At 39.1% G+C, this 17,385-nt stretch carries 14 protein-coding genes; all 14 read left to right on the top strand.

What is annotated here, in order from left to right; all coding sequences use genetic code 11:
- Nucleotides 1-111 precede the first annotated feature (111 nt).
- The 14 genes from BIV20_RS10350 (at nucleotide 112) to BIV20_RS10285 (ending at nucleotide 17,260) form a co-directional block, all read left to right on the top strand.
- Nucleotides 112-504 (top strand): response regulator, encoded by a 393-nt coding sequence (locus BIV20_RS10350; protein ID WP_075720663.1) that lies wholly within the window; start codon nucleotides 112-114, stop codon nucleotides 502-504.
- A gap of 2 nt (nucleotides 505-506) precedes the next feature.
- Nucleotides 507-3,326, top strand: coding sequence for an ATP-binding protein (locus BIV20_RS10345; protein WP_075720662.1), 2,820 nt, complete (start codon nucleotides 507-509; stop codon nucleotides 3,324-3,326).
- A gap of 413 nt (nucleotides 3,327-3,739) precedes the next feature.
- On the top strand, nucleotides 3,740-5,206 hold the full coding sequence (locus tag BIV20_RS10340) for a UDP-N-acetylmuramoyl-L-alanyl-D-glutamate--2,6-diaminopimelate ligase (protein WP_083655181.1): 1,467 nt from the start codon (nucleotides 3,740-3,742) through the stop codon (nucleotides 5,204-5,206).
- A gap of 65 nt (nucleotides 5,207-5,271) precedes the next feature.
- Entirely contained in the window at nucleotides 5,272-7,515 is a 2,244-nt protein-coding gene (gene priA, locus BIV20_RS10335; protein ID WP_075720660.1) for a replication restart helicase PriA, read from the top strand.
- Between the two features lie 25 nt (nucleotides 7,516-7,540).
- A complete protein-coding gene (gene def, locus BIV20_RS10330; RefSeq protein ID WP_075720659.1) occupies nucleotides 7,541-8,020 on the top strand; it encodes a peptide deformylase in 480 nt (159 codons plus the stop codon).
- 20 nt (nucleotides 8,021-8,040) lie between these two features.
- Nucleotides 8,041-8,970, top strand: coding sequence for a methionyl-tRNA formyltransferase (gene fmt / locus BIV20_RS10325; protein WP_075720658.1), 930 nt, complete (start codon nucleotides 8,041-8,043; stop codon nucleotides 8,968-8,970).
- 29 nt (nucleotides 8,971-8,999) lie between these two features.
- Nucleotides 9,000-9,716 carry a zinc metallopeptidase gene (locus BIV20_RS10320; protein ID WP_075720657.1) on the top strand — a complete coding sequence of 239 codons (717 nt, stop codon included), beginning with the start codon at nucleotides 9,000-9,002 and terminating at the stop codon, nucleotides 9,714-9,716.
- Complete coding sequence (gene rsmB / locus BIV20_RS10315; RefSeq protein ID WP_075720656.1) at nucleotides 9,709-11,016, top strand: 16S rRNA (cytosine(967)-C(5))-methyltransferase RsmB; 1,308 nt, start codon at nucleotides 9,709-9,711, stop codon at nucleotides 11,014-11,016. Before BIV20_RS10320 ends, rsmB begins: the two co-directional genes overlap by 8 nt.
- A gap of 9 nt (nucleotides 11,017-11,025) precedes the next feature.
- Nucleotides 11,026-12,081, top strand: coding sequence for a 23S rRNA (adenine(2503)-C(2))-methyltransferase RlmN (gene rlmN, locus BIV20_RS10310; RefSeq protein ID WP_075720655.1), 1,056 nt, complete (start codon nucleotides 11,026-11,028; stop codon nucleotides 12,079-12,081).
- Nucleotides 12,078-12,821: a Stp1/IreP family PP2C-type Ser/Thr phosphatase gene (locus tag BIV20_RS10305; protein ID WP_075720654.1), complete on the top strand. Its 744-nt coding sequence runs from the start codon at nucleotides 12,078-12,080 to the stop codon at nucleotides 12,819-12,821. Before rlmN ends, BIV20_RS10305 begins: the two co-directional genes overlap by 4 nt.
- Entirely contained in the window at nucleotides 12,815-14,878 is a 2,064-nt protein-coding gene (pknB, locus tag BIV20_RS10300) for a Stk1 family PASTA domain-containing Ser/Thr kinase (protein ID WP_075720653.1), read from the top strand. Before BIV20_RS10305 ends, pknB begins: the two co-directional genes overlap by 7 nt.
- A gap of 27 nt (nucleotides 14,879-14,905) precedes the next feature.
- Complete coding sequence (gene rsgA, locus BIV20_RS10295; RefSeq protein WP_075720652.1) at nucleotides 14,906-15,784, top strand: ribosome small subunit-dependent GTPase A; 879 nt, start codon at nucleotides 14,906-14,908, stop codon at nucleotides 15,782-15,784.
- A gap of 9 nt (nucleotides 15,785-15,793) precedes the next feature.
- Nucleotides 15,794-16,447 carry a ribulose-phosphate 3-epimerase gene (gene rpe / locus BIV20_RS10290; protein WP_075720651.1) on the top strand — a complete coding sequence of 218 codons (654 nt, stop codon included), beginning with the start codon at nucleotides 15,794-15,796 and terminating at the stop codon, nucleotides 16,445-16,447.
- Nucleotides 16,448-16,609: 162 nt separating this feature from the next.
- Nucleotides 16,610-17,260: a thiamine diphosphokinase gene (locus BIV20_RS10285; RefSeq protein WP_075720650.1), complete on the top strand. Its 651-nt coding sequence runs from the start codon at nucleotides 16,610-16,612 to the stop codon at nucleotides 17,258-17,260.
- Nucleotides 17,261-17,385 lie beyond the last annotated feature (125 nt).

The following is a 17,385-nucleotide window of genomic DNA, read 5'->3' as shown; positions in this document are numbered from 1 at the left end:
GCAGCAGCCTGTTTGCTATTTTTTAACATTTTTGATAAAATAATAATAATAGTTATATTTTTGTTGATAAATTTTTGAAATGTTCGAAAACATGGAAAGGGAGGGAGAAGAATGCCACTTGCATATTATGAGAAAATATCTGCACATATTTTGGTAGTGGATGATGATATGATGAATCTTCGAATTGCGGAGATGATGTTAGGAAAACAATTTCAGGTAAGTTGCGTAGCATCGGGAGCAGAGGCATTGGAGTTTTTGAAAAAAAGTAGACCGAATTTGATTTTACTGGATTTGCGTATGCCTGAAATGGATGGATTTGAGGTAATAGAAAAAATAAAATCAGAAGAAATATATAAAGATATACCTGTTGTTTTCCTTACGGGAGAAGATGATCCGGAGGTAAAGAAGAAGGGACTGGAGAAGGGAGCTTTGGAATTTATTACGAAACCATTGGTTAAGGATAATGTGTTTGAGTGTGTGAATCGTTTACTGGGTGGTGAATAAACATGAACAGGAAGGTGCCGCGAAAATTTGCATATATTGTAGTAGTAATTCAGATTATGGTAGTAACATATGTGGTGGTTGGATTTCAGATACGAGATATGACTTTATACAAGGGTGAAATCTATGATTTTAACAAGAATTGGACGATTCTTTGGGAGAATGGTGACCAAGAAAAAATTGAGGAGCTGCCGTTTGCCGGAGGGAGTAAAGCAGATGAAATGGTGGTTCTTGAAAATACCATACCGGAGAAGTATTGGGGGATGACGCTGTCGTTTCTTTCGGCAGACAAGGTGTTAAAGGTATTCATAGATGGGGAAATGGTGTATGAATTTGGCACAAAGGATAAAAGAGGTTTTGGACATACCCCGGGAAGTATTACGAATTTTATAGATATTCCAAGCAAATTGGAACAAGGAAATATTCGAATCGAAATGGTATCTCCTTATGATGATTATGCCGCCAATATCAGTACAATGATAATTGCAAAACGAGATATCGCTATTTTGCATTTAATTAAAAGTAATATGTTTAACATCTTGTGTGGAATGGTGCTTATTTTTGCGGGAACAGTTTTGGCTGTACTTAATTTAATGCAGAGAATATCCAAAAAGAATCCGGAAGGAATGTGGTATTTAGGATGGTTCGGAGTAGAATGTTTTTTTTATCAGATTATAGAAACAAAATCATTAAGTATATTTTTTGGAAACCAGACATTTTATTCTGCTATGGTATTTCTGATTTTGATGAGAATGCCAATACTTTTGCTGTTATATTGTGAAAAGAATTTGCCACAGGAGTGTGAAAAAAGAATTTCTGTATTACTATACCTTTCTTATGCTAACAACATAGTGCAGATTTTACTTCAGATACTGAATATTGTAGATTTTATGAATATGGTATTTGTTTCCCATTTGTTGATTTTTATAACAATAGTCACGATGCTAAAAAGCTATCATGATTTTTACAGAAAAGCGAAAAAAGGGATATCTCCCGAATGTATTGCGTTGTTTTGTATGGGACTTGGAGCTGTTATAGATGTGGTTCGATCTTATGTTATAAAGGTGGGAGATTTTGGGAAATTTAGCAGATACGGAACGGCTGTATTTTGTATGATTATGGCGATTGTCCATATTAAAAGAGTAATCAGAAGTTATTCAGCCAGCGTAGAAGAAAATGCAAGACTTTTACAACGAGAAGTAGAAAATGTAGAAAGGCAGAATAAGCAGCTTGTAATAGCAAAAGAAGAGGCTGTAGAAGCAAATGCGGCAAAGAGTAATTTCCTGGCAAATATGTCTCATGAGATTCGTACACCAATCAATGCGGTACTTGGAATGGATGCTATGATTTTGCGGGAAACTAATGAACAAAATATTAGGGAGTATGCAGCAGATATCCAGAATGCGGGGCAGAATCTGCTTTCTTTAATAAATGATATTCTTGATTTTTCCAAAATTGAATCCGGTAAGATGGAAATTATTCCGGTTGATTACGAGGTGGCTTCCCTTTTAAATGACAGCTATAATATGGTATTTATGCGAGCAAGGGAAAAGAATTTAAATTTTACCATTGAGAATGACAGTACTATTCCAAGGCGGTTATTTGGAGATGAAGTTCGCATTCGTCAGATTATGGTAAATCTTTTGACAAATGCGATAAAGTATACAAAAGAAGGAAGTGTTACTCTTTCCTTGAATTGGGAAAGGATAGATGAAAAGAAAATGTTATTGAAAATATCTGTAGAGGATACAGGAATAGGAATCGCCAAGGAAGACAAGGAAAGACTCTTTCAGTCTTTTCAACGTGTAGAGGAAAAGAGAAACCGCAATATAGAAGGAACCGGATTGGGACTTAAAATTACAAAGCAGCTGTTGGAAATGATGGATGGAAGTATTTCTGTTGTGAGTGAGTATGGAAAAGGGTCAGTATTTCATGTAGAGATTCCCCAGGAAATACTTTCGGAAGAGCCGTTGGGCAATTTTTCAGAAAGATATGTGAAGAATAGTAGTGAAATAGAAGCATATCATGAAAAATTCCAAGCGCCGGAAGGAAAAATTCTAATTGTGGATGATGTACCTATGAATCTCAAGGTTATGAAGGGATTGCTGAAGAGTACTAAATTGCAGATTGAAACCGCAGGAAGTGGAAAAGAATGTATACAGATGGTGGCGAAAAAGCAGTATCATATGATATTTTTAGATCACATGATGCCGGAAATGGATGGAATAGAGACGTTACATAATATGCAGAAGATGGAGAACAATCTAAATAAAAATACCCCGGTTATTATGTTGACTGCAAATGCAATTATCGGTGCAAAGGAAGAATATTTGAAGGCAGGATTCTATGATTATTTGTCGAAGCCCATTCGTGAAGCAGAGCTGGAGGATATGATAATGAAGTATCTGCCTCAAGAGTTGATTATAAAGGAGGATGTGGGAAAGAAACCAGAGGAAAAGGTAGAAAACAGAGAAACAGAGGTCTCCATTTTGGAAAAATTAGATTTCCTGGATACAGAGATGGGACTTTCTTATTGCTGTGACAGTGAAGAATTTTATCTGGAAATGTTGACCACTTATCGTGATAATGGGCGGTATAGTGCTTTGAAAGAGTTATATGAGAAGCAGGATTGGGAAAACTATCAGATTCAGGTGCATGCGTTAAAGAGTACCTCACTTTCCATCGGAGCAATCAATGTTTCCGAGCAGGCAAAAATGCTAGAGCAGGCGGCGAAAGAGAGAAATCTATCTTATATTAGAGAACATCATGACGAAATGATGCAGGATTATGAAAAACTGTTGGAGAAGTTGCAAGTACTGTTATAAATTTTCTAAGTTCGTTGTCTGAGGTTTTTCCATCTTCTGCAAAGAACCTGATACAAAAAATTGGATTTTCATATGAACCCACACTTCTAGTTCTTCTAGACAGCAGCAACAAGAATGTTTGATAAGGGTATGCCAAAAGAACTCGGACAGATACACATTTAAGAACATGTTTCTCTGTCCTCAAACATCTTTCTGGCATACCCATTCATTCTTTTATGCTGCTGTAAGAAGAACACAAAGTGTTCAACATATGAAAATCCAATTTTTTGTATTCAGGTTCAGTTGCATGAAGGGAAAAACCGAGTTTCGAATTAGGAAAATTAATATCATTCCTGCAAATTCTCCGTCACTTGCCAAATCCCCATTTTTATCATATAATGAAATGAATATGCTTTTTGAAAAGAGGAATGAAAATGGAGAAGTTGACAAGCCTGTTAGAGCGTTTGGACTATGAAACAGTACAAGGTAGTACAGACATAGAGATTACAGATTTAGTATATGATTCCAGAAAAATTACAAAGGGATGTCTTTTCGTTTGTATTAAAGGAACGGTAGTAGATGGTCATACTTTTGTAAAGGAAGCAGCAGAAAAGGGTGCAGCGGCTGTACTGGTGCAGGATAAGGTAGAGGCACCGGAGAGCCTTACTGTTATTCAGACAAAGGATACCCGCTATGGTCTGGCACTGGTATCCGCTGCATGGTTCCATCACCCGGCGGAGGAATTAAAGGTTATCGGTGTTACCGGAACGAAAGGAAAAACTACTACGACTTATATGGTAAAGTCTATTTTGGAGAATGCCGGATATAAGGTAGGCCTGATTGGAACAATTGAAGCAATTATTGGAGACGAAGTTATTCCGGCAAGTAATACCACACCGGAGTCTTATATCATACAGCAGTATTTCCGTAAAATGGTAGAAGCAGGATGTCAGTGTGTTGTTATGGAAGTATCTTCCCAGGGACTGATGATGCATCGTACTGCAGGATTTACTTTTGAAATCGGAATATTTACCAATATTGAGCCGGATCATATCGGACCAAATGAGCATGCTTCTTTTGAGGAATATATGGCATGCAAAGGCTTATTATTTAAACAGTGTAAGACCGGTATTGTAAATATTGATGATGAGCATTGTGAAAAGGTTATCGAAGGTCATACTTGTACCATAGAAACCTTTGGATTTTCCGAAAAGGCAGACTTGCGTGCAGTGAATACACAGCTTGTAAGCAGACCGGGATATCTTGGTGTATCTTATCAGGCACAGGGATTGGTAAATATGGATGTGGAGATTGATGTGCCGGGCAAGTTCAGTGTATACAATTCTCTGACCGCTATTGCTATCTGTCGTCATTTTAAGGTAACAGAAGAGGATATGAAAAAAGCATTGAAGGTAGCAAAGGTAAAGGGCAGAATCGAAATGATTAAAGTATCAGACGATTTTACTCTTATGATTGACTATGCTCATAATGCTATGAGTTTGGAAAGTCTGCTGACCTCTTTAAGAGAATATAATCCAAAAAGTTTGGTATGTTTATTTGGATGTGGTGGAAATCGTTCCAAACTACGTCGTTATGAGATGGGAGAGGTTTCCGGTAAACTGGCAGACTTAACAATTATTACATCCGATAATCCAAGGTTTGAAGAGCCACAAGCTATTATTGACGATATTAAAATCGGTATGGCAAAGACAGATGGAAAGTATGTGGAGATTGCAGACCGTAAGGAAGCGATTAAGTATGCTATCGAGCATGGTGAACCGGGAGATGTTATCGTGTTGGCTGGAAAAGGACACGAGGATTATCAGGAGATTAAAGGTAAGAAATACCCTATGGATGAGCGCGTGCTGATTCAGGAAGTGTTGCAGGAATTGCAGCAATAGAAGTCGGAATTCAAAACCTTTTACCTTATTCTATTGCAGACATTAAATTGACAGGTGGTGGGAAGATGGCGGAATATGCCAATATCATTGTTGATATTTCTCATGAAAAACTGGATAAGACCTTTCAATACAAGATACCGGAAGTATTAAAAGCGGTTCTGAAAATCGGTATGCAGGTGGAAATTCCCTTTGGAAAGGGCAGCCGTAAGACCACCGGGTATGTAGTTGAATTGACGGATACGCCGGAATACGAGGTTGAGAAACTGAAGGAGATTATTTCCATAGCAGAAGGAAGTATACCGATAGAGTCTCAGCTGATAGCATTAGCAGGGTGGATGCGCAGGAATTATGGAGGAACCATGAATCATGCGCTAAAAACGGTACTTCCGGTAAAGCAGAAGACAAAAGAGAAACAGCAGCGGTCTTTGCATCTGCTTTTATCCGAGGAAGAGGCGAAACAGCAACTTGCAGTATTTGAAAAAAAACACAGTATGGCAAGAGCGAGATTGTTAAAAGCGCTCATAGAAGAACCTATATTGCCCTACGAAGTAGTAACAAGAAAACTTAGTATTACAGCAACGGTCATACGGGCAATGGAAGAACTGGGAATCCTTAAAGTAGAAACCAGTCGCAGTTATCGTAATCCACTTGGCGAGATGAAGCAGGAAAAAAGTCGGATTGTACTGAATGAGGAGCAAAGTCATATTGTAGAAACGGTATGGCAGAACTTTTCTAAGAATAAGAACCACACCTATTTATTGCATGGAGTTACCGGAAGTGGAAAGACAGCAGTCTACATAGAACTGATTGAAAAGGTAGTAAAGGCAGGAAAGCAGGCAATTGTATTGATTCCGGAAATTGCATTGACTTATCAGACTGTAGTACGGTTCTATCAAAGATTTGGAGAAAGGGTTTCTATTCTGAATTCCAAGATGTCACCGGGAGAGCGTTTCGACCAGTTTGAGCGGGCAAAAGGTGGAGAATTGGATGTGATGATAGGTCCAAGGTCAGCATTGTTCACACCATTTTCAAATTTGGGACTTATCATTATTGATGAGGAACATGAGACCAGCTATAAGAGTGAGACGATTCCAAGGTATCATGCCAGAGAAACGGCAATAGAACGGGCAAGAATGGCAGGGGCATCTGTTTTGCTTGGGTCTGCAACCCCTTCTATTGACAGTTACTATAAAACGCAAAATGGAGAATACATTCTTTTGGAGTTGGAAAAAAGAATTGAAGAAAAGCCGCTTCCACAGTGTTATACTATAGATTTAAGGGAAGAATTAAAGCATGGAAACCGTTCTATTCTAAGTGAGAAGTTGCAGGAACTGATGGAAGAACGATTGGAAAAAGGACAGCAGACTATGCTTTTTATCAATCGGCGAGGAATGTCAGGATTTGTATCTTGTCGTGCCTGTGGGCATGTGTTAAAATGTCCGCACTGTGATGTGTCTTTAAGCCAGCACAATAATGGAAGAATGGTGTGCCATTACTGTGGTTATGAGGAGCCGGTGCCGGAGGTGTGTCCGGAATGTGGTTCAAAATATATTAGCGGTTTTAAAGCAGGTACACAGAAGATAGAGGAAATTGTAAAGAAACGTTTTCCAAAGGCAAGGGTACTCCGCATGGACTTTGATACAACCAGAAACAAGGATAGTTACGAGAAGATATTATCAGCCTTTTCAAACCAAGAGGCGGATGTGCTAATCGGAACACAAATGATTGTAAAGGGACATGATTTCCCAAATGTTACGTTAGTAGGAGTGTTGGCCGCAGACTTATCCCTCTATGTTAGTGACTATCATGCACCGGAACGGACATTTCAGTTGATAACACAGGCTGCAGGAAGGGCAGGCCGTGGAAAACTGCCCGGTGAAGTGGTGATTCAGACTTACAGCCCAGATAATTATAGTATTACCTTAGCAGAAAAGCAGGACTATAAGGGATTTTATGAAAAAGAGATTCAATTCCGCAAGATGATGCAGTATCCGCCTGCAGGACATATGATGGTAATGCTAGTAGCATCTAAGGATGAAATGACCGCGGCATTAAGTGCAGAACTTCTGGCGAAAAAGATACAGCAGTCCATGGAAAATGGAAAAATAACAGGAGTAAGAACCATTGGACCGGCAGATGCAGCCGTGGCAAAGGTAAAAGATATATACAAAAAAGTAATTTATTTTAAATCCAAAGATTATAGTCAACTGGTAAAGATTAAGGATGCGTTAGAATTATTTGTAAACAGGCATCGGGAATTTGCCAATGTAGTAATACAATTTGATTTTAATCCCATGAATGGATTCTAAAGGTAGAAAGCAGGAGGATAATAAGATGGCATTAAGAACAATTCGTGAAATGGGCGATGAAGTATTGACCAAGAAATGTAGAGAAATCAAGGAGGTAACTCCAAGAATTCAGGAATTAATCGAAGATATGTTAGAGACCATGTATGAAGCAAATGGCGTAGGACTTGCAGCTCCACAGGTCGGAATTTTAAAACGTCTGGTAGTGATTGACGTAGGAGAAGGACCAATTATTCTGATTAATCCGGTGATTGTGGAAACAGATGGTTCACAGACCGGAGAAGAAGGATGTTTAAGCCTTCCTGGAAAATCCGGTGTAGTAACCAGACCAAATTATGTAAAAGTAAGAGCATTTGATGAAAATATGCAGGAATTTGAAATGGAAGGAACAGAGCTTCTTGCTCGTGCTTTTTGCCATGAAATTGACCACTTAGATGGCCATATGTATGTAGAAAAGGTAGAAGGCGAGCTTCATGATGTAGTTTATGAGGAAGACGAAGAAGCATAATATCCGAAAGGAGATTTTAGATGAAAGTAATTTTTATGGGAACACCGGATTTTTCGGTAGGAACGTTGGAAGCCCTGATTGCAGCAGGACATGAGATTACCTTGGCAGTAACCCAGCCGGATAAGCCAAAGGGCAGAGGAAAGTCTATGCAGTATCCTCCGGTAAAAGAGGCTGCTTTGGCACATGGGATTGAAGTATATCAGCCAAGAAGAGTTCGGGAACCGGAGTGCATAGAGTATTTGAGAAAATATGAGGCAGATATTATTGTAGTAGTAGCATTTGGACAGATATTGCCGAAAGAGATTCTGGAAATGCCGAAGTATAGATGTATCAACGTGCATGCCTCTTTGCTTCCGAAGTACCGTGGTGCTGCACCGATTCAGTGGGCAGTCATCAATGGAGAAAAAGTAACGGGCGTTACTACCATGCGGATGGCGGAAGGAATAGATACCGGTGATATGATTTTAAAAGAAGAAGTGGAGCTTGATGCAGAGGAAACAGGCGGTAGTCTTTTTGACCGGTTAGCAAAGACCGGAGGAGAGCTTTGCGTAAAAACCTTAACAGCCATTGAAAATGGAACGGCAACATATACACCTCAGAATCATGAGGAGGCTACTCATACGACTATGATAAAAAAGCAGCTAGGTGAGATCGACTGGACAAAATCTGCACAGGAGTTAGAACGGCTGGTACGTGGATTAAATCCATGGCCTAGTGCATATACTCATTTGAATGGGAAAACATTAAAAATATGGAAAACTTCTGTATTGGAGAAAGAAACCGGAAAAGAACCGGGAACAATAGAAGTTGGAAAAAGTACGATTGCAGTTCAGACCGGAAAAGGAATGTTACAGTTAGAGGAAATCCAGTTAGAAGGCAAGAAACGGATGCAGACGGATGCATTTTTGCGGGGAGTAAGTTTGGAAACAGGAATGATACTCGGAAATTAGTGAACGAAAAGTAGAAGGAGTGATAACTTATGCCATATAGATATGGATTCTATTTTGACCCAACTTATATTTTAGTTATTATCGGAGCTGTTATTTGTCTGGCAGCATCTGCAAAGGTAAAAACTACCTTTAACAAGTACAACAGAGTAAGAAGTATGTCTGGTATGACAGGAGCGCAGGCAGCGGAGAGAATATTAAATTCCGCAGGAATCTATGATGTAAGTATACAGCATATTTCCGGTAATCTGACAGATCATTATGACCCAAGAAATAAGGTACTAAGTCTTTCAGACAGTACTTACAATTCTGCTTCTGTGGCAGCAGTAGGAGTAGCAGCACATGAATGTGGTCATGCGATTCAGCATCAGACAAGCTATGCACCGCTTACGCTTCGGAGTGCTATTGTACCAATTGCAAATTTTGGATCTACCATTGCATGGCCATTGATTTTGATTGGTCTATTTTTTACGAGTAGTACGGGAATGTTTTTAATCAACCTCGGAATTATTTGCTTTTCTCTGGCGGTGCTGTTTCAGTTGGTTACACTTCCGGTAGAATTCAATGCTTCCAGCCGTGCAGTAAAAATATTAGAAAATACTGGGATTTTAGGACATGAAGAATTGAAGGGAACCAAGAAAGTGCTAGGAGCGGCGGCTCTTACCTATGTGGCAGGAGCGGCATCTGCAATTTTACAGTTGTTGCGTCTGATTATCCTGTTCGGTGGAAGAGGAGGAGACGATGACTAATGGCGTCAATGTGCGCGAACTGATATTGAATGTACTTTTGGAAGTCACAAGAGATGGGGAATATAGTCACATTGCCATAAAAAATACATTGGATAAATATCAGTATCTGGAAAAACAGGAGCGCAGTTTTTTTACACGGGTATGTGAAGGAACTTTAGAGAATATGATATTAATTGACTATATTATCAATCAATTCTCTAAGGTAAAAGTAAATAAAATGAAACCGGTAATTCGGTGTATTTTGCGAAGCAGTGTTTATGAAATGAAGTATATGGATTCCGTTCCGGTATCTGCCACTTGTAATGAGGCAGTAAAGTTGGCGCAGAAGAAAGGGTTTCATAATCTGAAAGGTTTTGTAAATGGCGTGCTTCGTAATATCAGTAGAAATCTTGAAAATATTTCTATGCCGGATAAGGAAAAAGAGCCGGTAAAGTGGCTCTCCATTACTTATTCTATTCCGGAGTGGTTGGTAGAAAAATGGAAGAAATGTTATGAGGTATCTCAATTGGAGGAAATGTTCCAGGCATTTTTGGACAAAAGCGCAACCTCTATTCGAGTAAATACAGAGAAGATTACAAAGGAAGCATTAAAAGAAGAACTGGAACAAGAAAAGATTACAGTAACGGAAAACGAAGAGATTCCGGATGCATTGTACATTGGTGGATACGATTTTCTGGCAGGAATTCCGGCGTTTATAGATGGAAAGTTTTATGTGCAGGATGTAAGTTCTATGCTGGTGTCTTTGTGGGCAGAACCGAAAGAAGGAGCACAGGTATTGGATGTATGCGCAGCTCCTGGAGGAAAGAGTATACACATGGCACAGCTTCTTCATGGGACCGGTATGGTAGAGGCAAGGGATTTAACGGAATATAAGGTGTCTCTTATAGAAGAAAACATAGAGCGATGTGGACTTAAAAATATTTGTGCAAAACAGGCCGATGCCAGAGTACTGGAAGAAGATAGAATAGGTACGGCGGATATCGTGATTGCAGACTTACCTTGTTCGGGACTAGGCGTTATTGGGAAAAAGCCGGATATTAAATTTAAGATGACAAATGAAAAATGCTTAGAACTGGTGGAACTACAAAGAGAAATCTTACATACAGTGCAGCGATATGTGAAACCGGGCGGAGTGTTGATGTACAGTACCTGTACTATAAATGAGCAGGAAAATGAAGAAAATGTACAATGGTTTCTAAAGGAATATTCGGAATTTGTATTAGAAAAACAGCAGCAGATATTGCCTGAAAAGGGAAAGAATGACGGATTCTTTTTGGCAAGAATGGTGCGGAAGTTATAAGGAATTCATATGGAAAAGACAGATATTAAGTCATTGAATCTGAAGGAACTGGAGGAATTGCTGGTTTCTCATGGCGAAAAAAAGTTTCGGGCGAAGCAGATTTACGCCTGGCTGCATGTAAAGCATGTAAGTCACTGGGAAGATATGACGGATATTTCAAAAAAATTAAGAGAGCAATTACAGGAAAACTGTGAACTGACGGCATTGCAGAAGGTAGAAATGCAAGAGTCTAAGTTGGATGGTACCAGAAAGTATCTATTTGCTTTAGCAGATGGAAATATGGTCGAAAGTGTTTTGATGAAATATAAGCATGGAAACAGTGTGTGTATTTCTTCACAAGTAGGATGCCGCATGGGCTGTCGTTTTTGTGCTTCCACACTGGATGGCTTAGTACGAGGATTAAAGCCTTCTGAGATGTTGGATCAGATTTACCGGATACAGGAGGATATTGGAGAACGGGTTTCTAACGTAGTAGTAATGGGAACCGGAGAGCCAATGGATAATTACGATAATCTTTTGAAGTTTATTTATCTTTTGACAGATGAGAATGGACTGAATATTAGTCAGAGAAACCTTACCGTTTCCACTTGTGGTATTGTGCCAAATATGCGAAGGCTTGCAGAGGAAAAATTGCAGATTACATTAGCACTGTCCTTACATGCTTCTTCGCAGAAAAAGCGTCTGGAACTGATGCCGGTAGCAAATAAATATCAAATAGAAGAAGTAATTGAAGCATGTAAGTACTATTTTGAACAGACAGGAAGAAGAATTACTTTTGAGTATAGTCTGGTAGGAGGCGTCAATGATACGGATGAGGATGCTGCTCAGTTGGCGGGGCTGATAAAAGGCTTAAATTGCCATGTGAATCTGATACCGGTAAACCCGATAAAAGAGAGAGATTATGTGCAATCGAACCCTCAGGTGATTTCCAATTTTAAAAATAAACTTGAAAAATATGGAATAAATGTTACTATTAGAAGGGAAATGGGCAGAGATATCGATGGAGCTTGTGGACAATTGAGAAAGAGGTTCCTATCTCACGCAGAAAGGCAGGGATTATCATGAGAGCATTTTCCAAGACGGATAAGGGGAAAAAACGAGAAATGAATCAGGACTATGTATATACCTCTGAAAGCAAGATTGGTAATCTTCCGAATCTGTGCATTTTAGCAGATGGAATGGGAGGGCATAATGCGGGAGATTATGCCTCCAGATATACAGTGGAAACTGTTGTAGATGCCATAAAAAAGGATACGGATAAGGAACCGGTATGTATTATTGGGAAGGCAGTACAAGAGGCAAATCAGGCAATTCTGGAAAAGGCAAAGACAGATGTTGATTTGGATGGAATGGGTACTACAGTGGTGGTAACTACAATTATTGGGAATGAAATGTATGTAGCCAATGTAGGTGATAGTCGTTTGTATGTAATTGGAGATGAGATACAACAGATTACGAAAGATCATTCTTATGTACAAGAAATGGTCCGCAGAGGTGAATTGAATGAGAAGGATGCGAGAGTACATCCGGATCGAAATATCATAACCAGAGCGGTTGGAGGCGGAAATCCGTTAGAGGTAGATTTCTTTGAAGTAGAATTGAAGGATACTGACCGCATATTGATGTGTTCCGATGGATTGACGGATATGATAGAAGACGAAGAGATTTTTAAAATACTAAAGGAACAGAAAACCACGGCAGAAGGAATCGAATGTTTAGTAGAGACAGCCAATGAAAACGGCGGTAACGATAATATTACGGTAGTCGTGATAGAACCATTTTCAGACGAGGTGAAGACATGTTAAAAGAGGGAATGTATCTGGCAGACAGATATGAAATAGTAGGAAAAGTTGGCGCAGGCGGAATGTCAGACGTGTATAAGGCAAAGGACCATACCTTAGGACGTTTCGTAGCAATTAAAGTATTAAAGCAGGAATTTTCGGAAGATGTTAATTTTGTGACAAAGTTCCGTACAGAGGCACAATCCGCAGCAGGATTAGAACATCCAAACATTGTAAATATTTACGATGTAGGAAGCGAAAACGGAATGTACTACATTGTAATGGAATATGTAGAAGGAATTACCTTAAAGACCTATATTGAGAAAAAAGGACAGCTGTCTTTTAAGGAGGCTGTAAGTATTGCCATTCAGGTAGGTAGAGGAATTGAGGCTGCTCATAATAAGCATATTATTCATCGTGATATTAAGCCTCAGAATATCATTATATCTACAGAAGGAAAAGTAAAGGTAACCGATTTTGGAATTGCCAGAGTGGCAACTACAAATACCATTAATGCAGATGTAATGGGCTCTGTTCATTATGCATCCCCAGAGCAGGCGAGAAATGGATTCGTTGATGGAAAAAGTGATATCTATTCGCTGGGTATTGTAATGTATGAGATGGTAACCGGAAGAGTACCATTTGATGGAGAGTCTACAGTAGCAATTGCTATTCAGCATTTACAGGAAGAAATGGTAGTGCCAAGCGCGTATGCACCGAATCTTCCAATCAGTATGGAAAAGATTATTTTAAAATGTACACAGAAGAGCCCGGATAGACGTTATCAGACCATCAGCGATTTATTGATGGACTTAAAGAAAGCATTGATTAGTCCGGATGAAGACTTTGTTGTAATGGTTCCGGTGGGACAGCAGGAAAAGACCAGAGTGATGAAACCGGAAGAATTAGAATCCATTAAGGAGCAGACCGGAAGGGTATACTACGAAGAACCTGATGAAGATGAAAATGAAGAAGACGACGAGGATGATGAGGAAGAAGGCGGCTTTTTAAATCCGAAGATGGAAAAGGCCGTTACTATCATGGGAATTGTTGCAGCAGTAATCATTGTACTCATTGTTGCATATATTGCCATCAGTCTTATGGGTGGAATGAAGTTTAAGAGTAATGATAAGGATACAGACAAAGATACAGATACGAAGAAGGAAGAAACTGCGGATAAGGTAGAAATGATTGACCTCACCGGAATGACCTTCGATGAAGCAAAGAAGGCATTGAATGAGATTGGATTAGGTATTAAAAAGGGAGATTCCATGTCTTCGGATAAATATGAGGAAGGTCTCATTGTAGGACAGAGTGAAAAAGACGGGGATATGGTAGAGAAGAATACTACGATTACCGTTAACTTAAGCAGTGGTGCCGGAGAGATTGAGGTACCAAGTGTGGTAGGATTGGATAAAGATGCTGCAACAGACAAATTGAAGTCAGCAGGCTTTAATAATGTAAAGACAGAGTATGAGTATAGCAGTGATGTTCCGGCAGGTGATGTTATTCGTCAGACTCCGGAGGGAAATGCTAAGGCGAAGAAGGACGATGCTATTACCATTTATATTAGTCGTGGAACAGAACAGGTAAAGATGATTAATGTCTTAGGAATGACAGAACAGCAGGCAAGAGATGCTTTGGCAGGAATTAATGTTAGTGTATCAAGTGTAAGTTCTGATTACAGCGATACCGTACCGGAAGGTAGTGTGATTAGTCAGAGTATTTCAGAGGGTACTTTTGTGAATCCGGGTACATCTGTAACATTGACGATTAGCCTTGGTAAAAAAGTAGAAACGTACTCTTTAAATAATTATAAGATTGAAAGGTTAAGCGAAATTCCAGATAATGCTACTGGTGTTTCAGCTAATATTACCTTGTATAAATCCGAGGGAAATGACAAAATTAACTCATGGACTGCAACTTCATTCCCATTTAATATAAGTCAGGGAAATATCGAAAATTGCAGCAGTGGATATTTTGTAGTAGATTGGTCATGGACTGTGACGGATGAAAGTGGAAATGTAAAAAATGAAACAAAGCAGACTACAATCGAAGGTGTAAATTTTACAAAGAACTAAATTTCCAGAGATGAACAGGAAGTATATATGCAGGGAAAAATTATCAAAGGAATTGCCGGCTTCTACTATGTGCATGTAATAGGAGCCGGAGTATATGAATGTAAAGCAAAGGGAATTTTCCGAAAAGAGAAAATAAAGCCGCTGGTCGGTGATAATGTTGAAATTGATATTATCAGTGAGGAAGAAAAGACTGGAAACATTAGTAGGATTCTGGAACGGAAGAATCAGTTGATTCGTCCGGCAGTGGCAAATATTGATCAGGCGATGGTGATTTTTGCAGCAGCAAAGCCAAAACCCAATTTTAATTTGTTGGACCGGTTTCTGATTATGATGGAACAGCAGCAGGTAGAAACGGTCATTTGCTTCAATAAGCAGGATCTTGCCACCGAAGAGGAACTTCGCAAACTAGAGGAAACCTACGAAAAGTGTGGATATCATATTCTTTTTACCAGTGCTATGAAGGAAGAAGGAGTAGAAGAGGTGAAAAAAGTGTTGGAGGGCAAAACTACTACAGTAGCAGGACCTTCCGGAGTAGGTAAGTCTTCTCTCATTAATCTCCTTCAGCCGGAAATTGAAATGGAGACCGGAAGCATCAGTGAAAAAATTGAGCGTGGAAAGCATACTACTCGCCATTCCCAATTGATTCATATAAAAGATAATACCTATATTATGGATACGCCGGGTTTTAGTTCCCTGTATTTGATGGGATTCGAAAAAGAAGAATTAAAGGAATATTTTAAAGAATTCAAAGAGTATGAGCCAGAGTGCCGATTCTTGGGATGTAGTCATATTCATGAGCCGGACTGTGGTGTAAAGCAGGCATTAGAAGAAGGAAAAATAAGCCAAATTAGATATGAAAATTATGTGTCAATGTATGAAGAATTAAAAAACGTAAAGAAATATTAGGAGGAAGTTATGAATTGTTTATCACCATCCATATTATCCGCAGATTTTGCAAAGTTAGGAGAGCAGGTACAACTTATTGATGAGGCAGGAGCTGAATATGTCCATATTGATGTTATGGATGGGAGTTTTGTACCCAGTATTTCCTATGGAATGCCGGTGATACAGTCCATACGTCCGTGTACAGACAAAATTTTTGATGTGCATCTTATGATTGATGAGCCAATCCGTTATATTGATGATTTTGTAAACTGTGGTGCAGATATTATTTCCGTTCATGCAGAAAGTTGCATACATCTGGACCGTACCATTGAAGCAATTAAGGAAAAGGGAATTTTGGCTTCAGTAGCATTGAATCCTTCTACAGACCTGAGTGTTCTGGAATATGTTTTGCCAAAGCTTGATATGGTGTTGCTTATGACGGTGAATCCAGGGTTTGGCGGACAGAAGTATATTGAATATTCTACCGAAAAAATTCGCAGACTGCGTCAGATGATAGAAGAAAGAGGTTTGAAAACAGATATAGAGGTAGATGGAGGAATCAACCTTTCGAATGTAGAGACCGTGATGGAGGCGGGAGCCAATATTATTGTTGCGGGAAGTGCTATTTTCCATGGAGATGTTCAGAAGAATGTAACAGATTTCTTGAATATCATGCACAAATAAGAAGGTTTTCACCTTGAATTTTATTAAAAGAAGAGGATAATCAGCAAGTAAGCTTATTATCCTCTTCTTAGTATTTTCTTAGAGCCTTAAATATGCTAAACTGTACAAGATATAGTAGTCTTTTAACTTTGTATAGTGCGATAGAAATAGAAAGGGATAGATATGCAGACATTGATTATAACAGGTGGGAACATTGATGATGCTTTCACCTTGAATTTTATAAAAGAGAATCCTTGTGATTTGATGATAGCAGCAGATAGTGGTATGGAATTCTTTTATCGGAACGGACTAGTGCCGAATGTAATTGTGGGAGATTTTGATTCCGTAAAGGAAGGGGTTTTAGAGTACTTTCGGAAGAATAATCCGGATATCAAGGTTATGAAGTTTCAGCCGGAAAAAGATGAGACCGATACGGAACTTGCCTTACGGACTGCTATGGAAGCAGGATGTGAGAAAATCTGGCTTCTGGGAGCAACCGGAACTCGTCTGGACCATGTATTAGGTAATATTCATCTCCTTGGTATGGCAATGGAGCAAGGATGCGAATGTATTATGCTGGATGCGCATAACCGCATTCGTATGCTGAAGCATGGGATTCGGTTAAAAAAGGCAGAACAGTACGGCGATTATATCTCGCTGTTTCCTTTTACCCCCACTGTTAAGGGATTAACGTTGACAGGATTTAAATATCCTTTGCATAAGTATGAATTGCAATGCTATCATTCCCTAGGAGTCAGCAATGAAATTACACAGGAAGAAGCGGAAATTTCTTTTGAGGACGGCATTTTGTTAATGATGGAATCAAGGGAATAGAATAGCTACAAGGAGAGAATATGAAGCAAAAACACTTTAATTAGTCAGAATTATTCGTCTTACTGATATTTCTTGTCTCAATTAAATGAATGAAAATTTAAAAAGATACACAGTTTGAGACATAT

Origin of the sequence: Roseburia sp. 499 (assembly GCF_001940225.2) — a bacterium.
Lineage (GTDB): Bacteria > Bacillota > Clostridia > Lachnospirales > Lachnospiraceae > Petralouisia.
The sequence above is the reverse complement of the archived record's forward strand: the minus strand, read 5'-3'. Positions and strand labels throughout refer to the sequence as shown.

Coding starts and splice junctions, on each gene's coding strand:
- BIV20_RS10350 (WP_075720663.1), top strand. CDS start 112: ATGCCACTTGCATATTATGAGAAAATATCTGCACATATTTTGGTAGTG.
- BIV20_RS10340 (WP_083655181.1), top strand. CDS start 3,740: ATGGAGAAGTTGACAAGCCTGTTAGAGCGTTTGGACTATGAAACAGTA.
- rsgA (WP_075720652.1), top strand. CDS start 14,906: ATGCAGGGAAAAATTATCAAAGGAATTGCCGGCTTCTACTATGTGCAT.
- rpe (WP_075720651.1), top strand. CDS start 15,794: ATGAATTGTTTATCACCATCCATATTATCCGCAGATTTTGCAAAGTTA.
- pknB (WP_075720653.1), top strand. CDS start 12,815: ATGTTAAAAGAGGGAATGTATCTGGCAGACAGATATGAAATAGTAGGA.
- BIV20_RS10305 (WP_075720654.1), top strand. CDS start 12,078: ATGAGAGCATTTTCCAAGACGGATAAGGGGAAAAAACGAGAAATGAAT.
- def (WP_075720659.1), top strand. CDS start 7,541: ATGGCATTAAGAACAATTCGTGAAATGGGCGATGAAGTATTGACCAAG.
- rsmB (WP_075720656.1), top strand. CDS start 9,709: ATGACTAATGGCGTCAATGTGCGCGAACTGATATTGAATGTACTTTTG.
- BIV20_RS10285 (WP_075720650.1), top strand. CDS start 16,610: ATGCAGACATTGATTATAACAGGTGGGAACATTGATGATGCTTTCACC.
- rlmN (WP_075720655.1), top strand. CDS start 11,026: ATGGAAAAGACAGATATTAAGTCATTGAATCTGAAGGAACTGGAGGAA.
- fmt (WP_075720658.1), top strand. CDS start 8,041: ATGAAAGTAATTTTTATGGGAACACCGGATTTTTCGGTAGGAACGTTG.
- BIV20_RS10345 (WP_075720662.1), top strand. CDS start 507: ATGAACAGGAAGGTGCCGCGAAAATTTGCATATATTGTAGTAGTAATT.
- priA (WP_075720660.1), top strand. CDS start 5,272: ATGGCGGAATATGCCAATATCATTGTTGATATTTCTCATGAAAAACTG.
- BIV20_RS10320 (WP_075720657.1), top strand. CDS start 9,000: ATGCCATATAGATATGGATTCTATTTTGACCCAACTTATATTTTAGTT.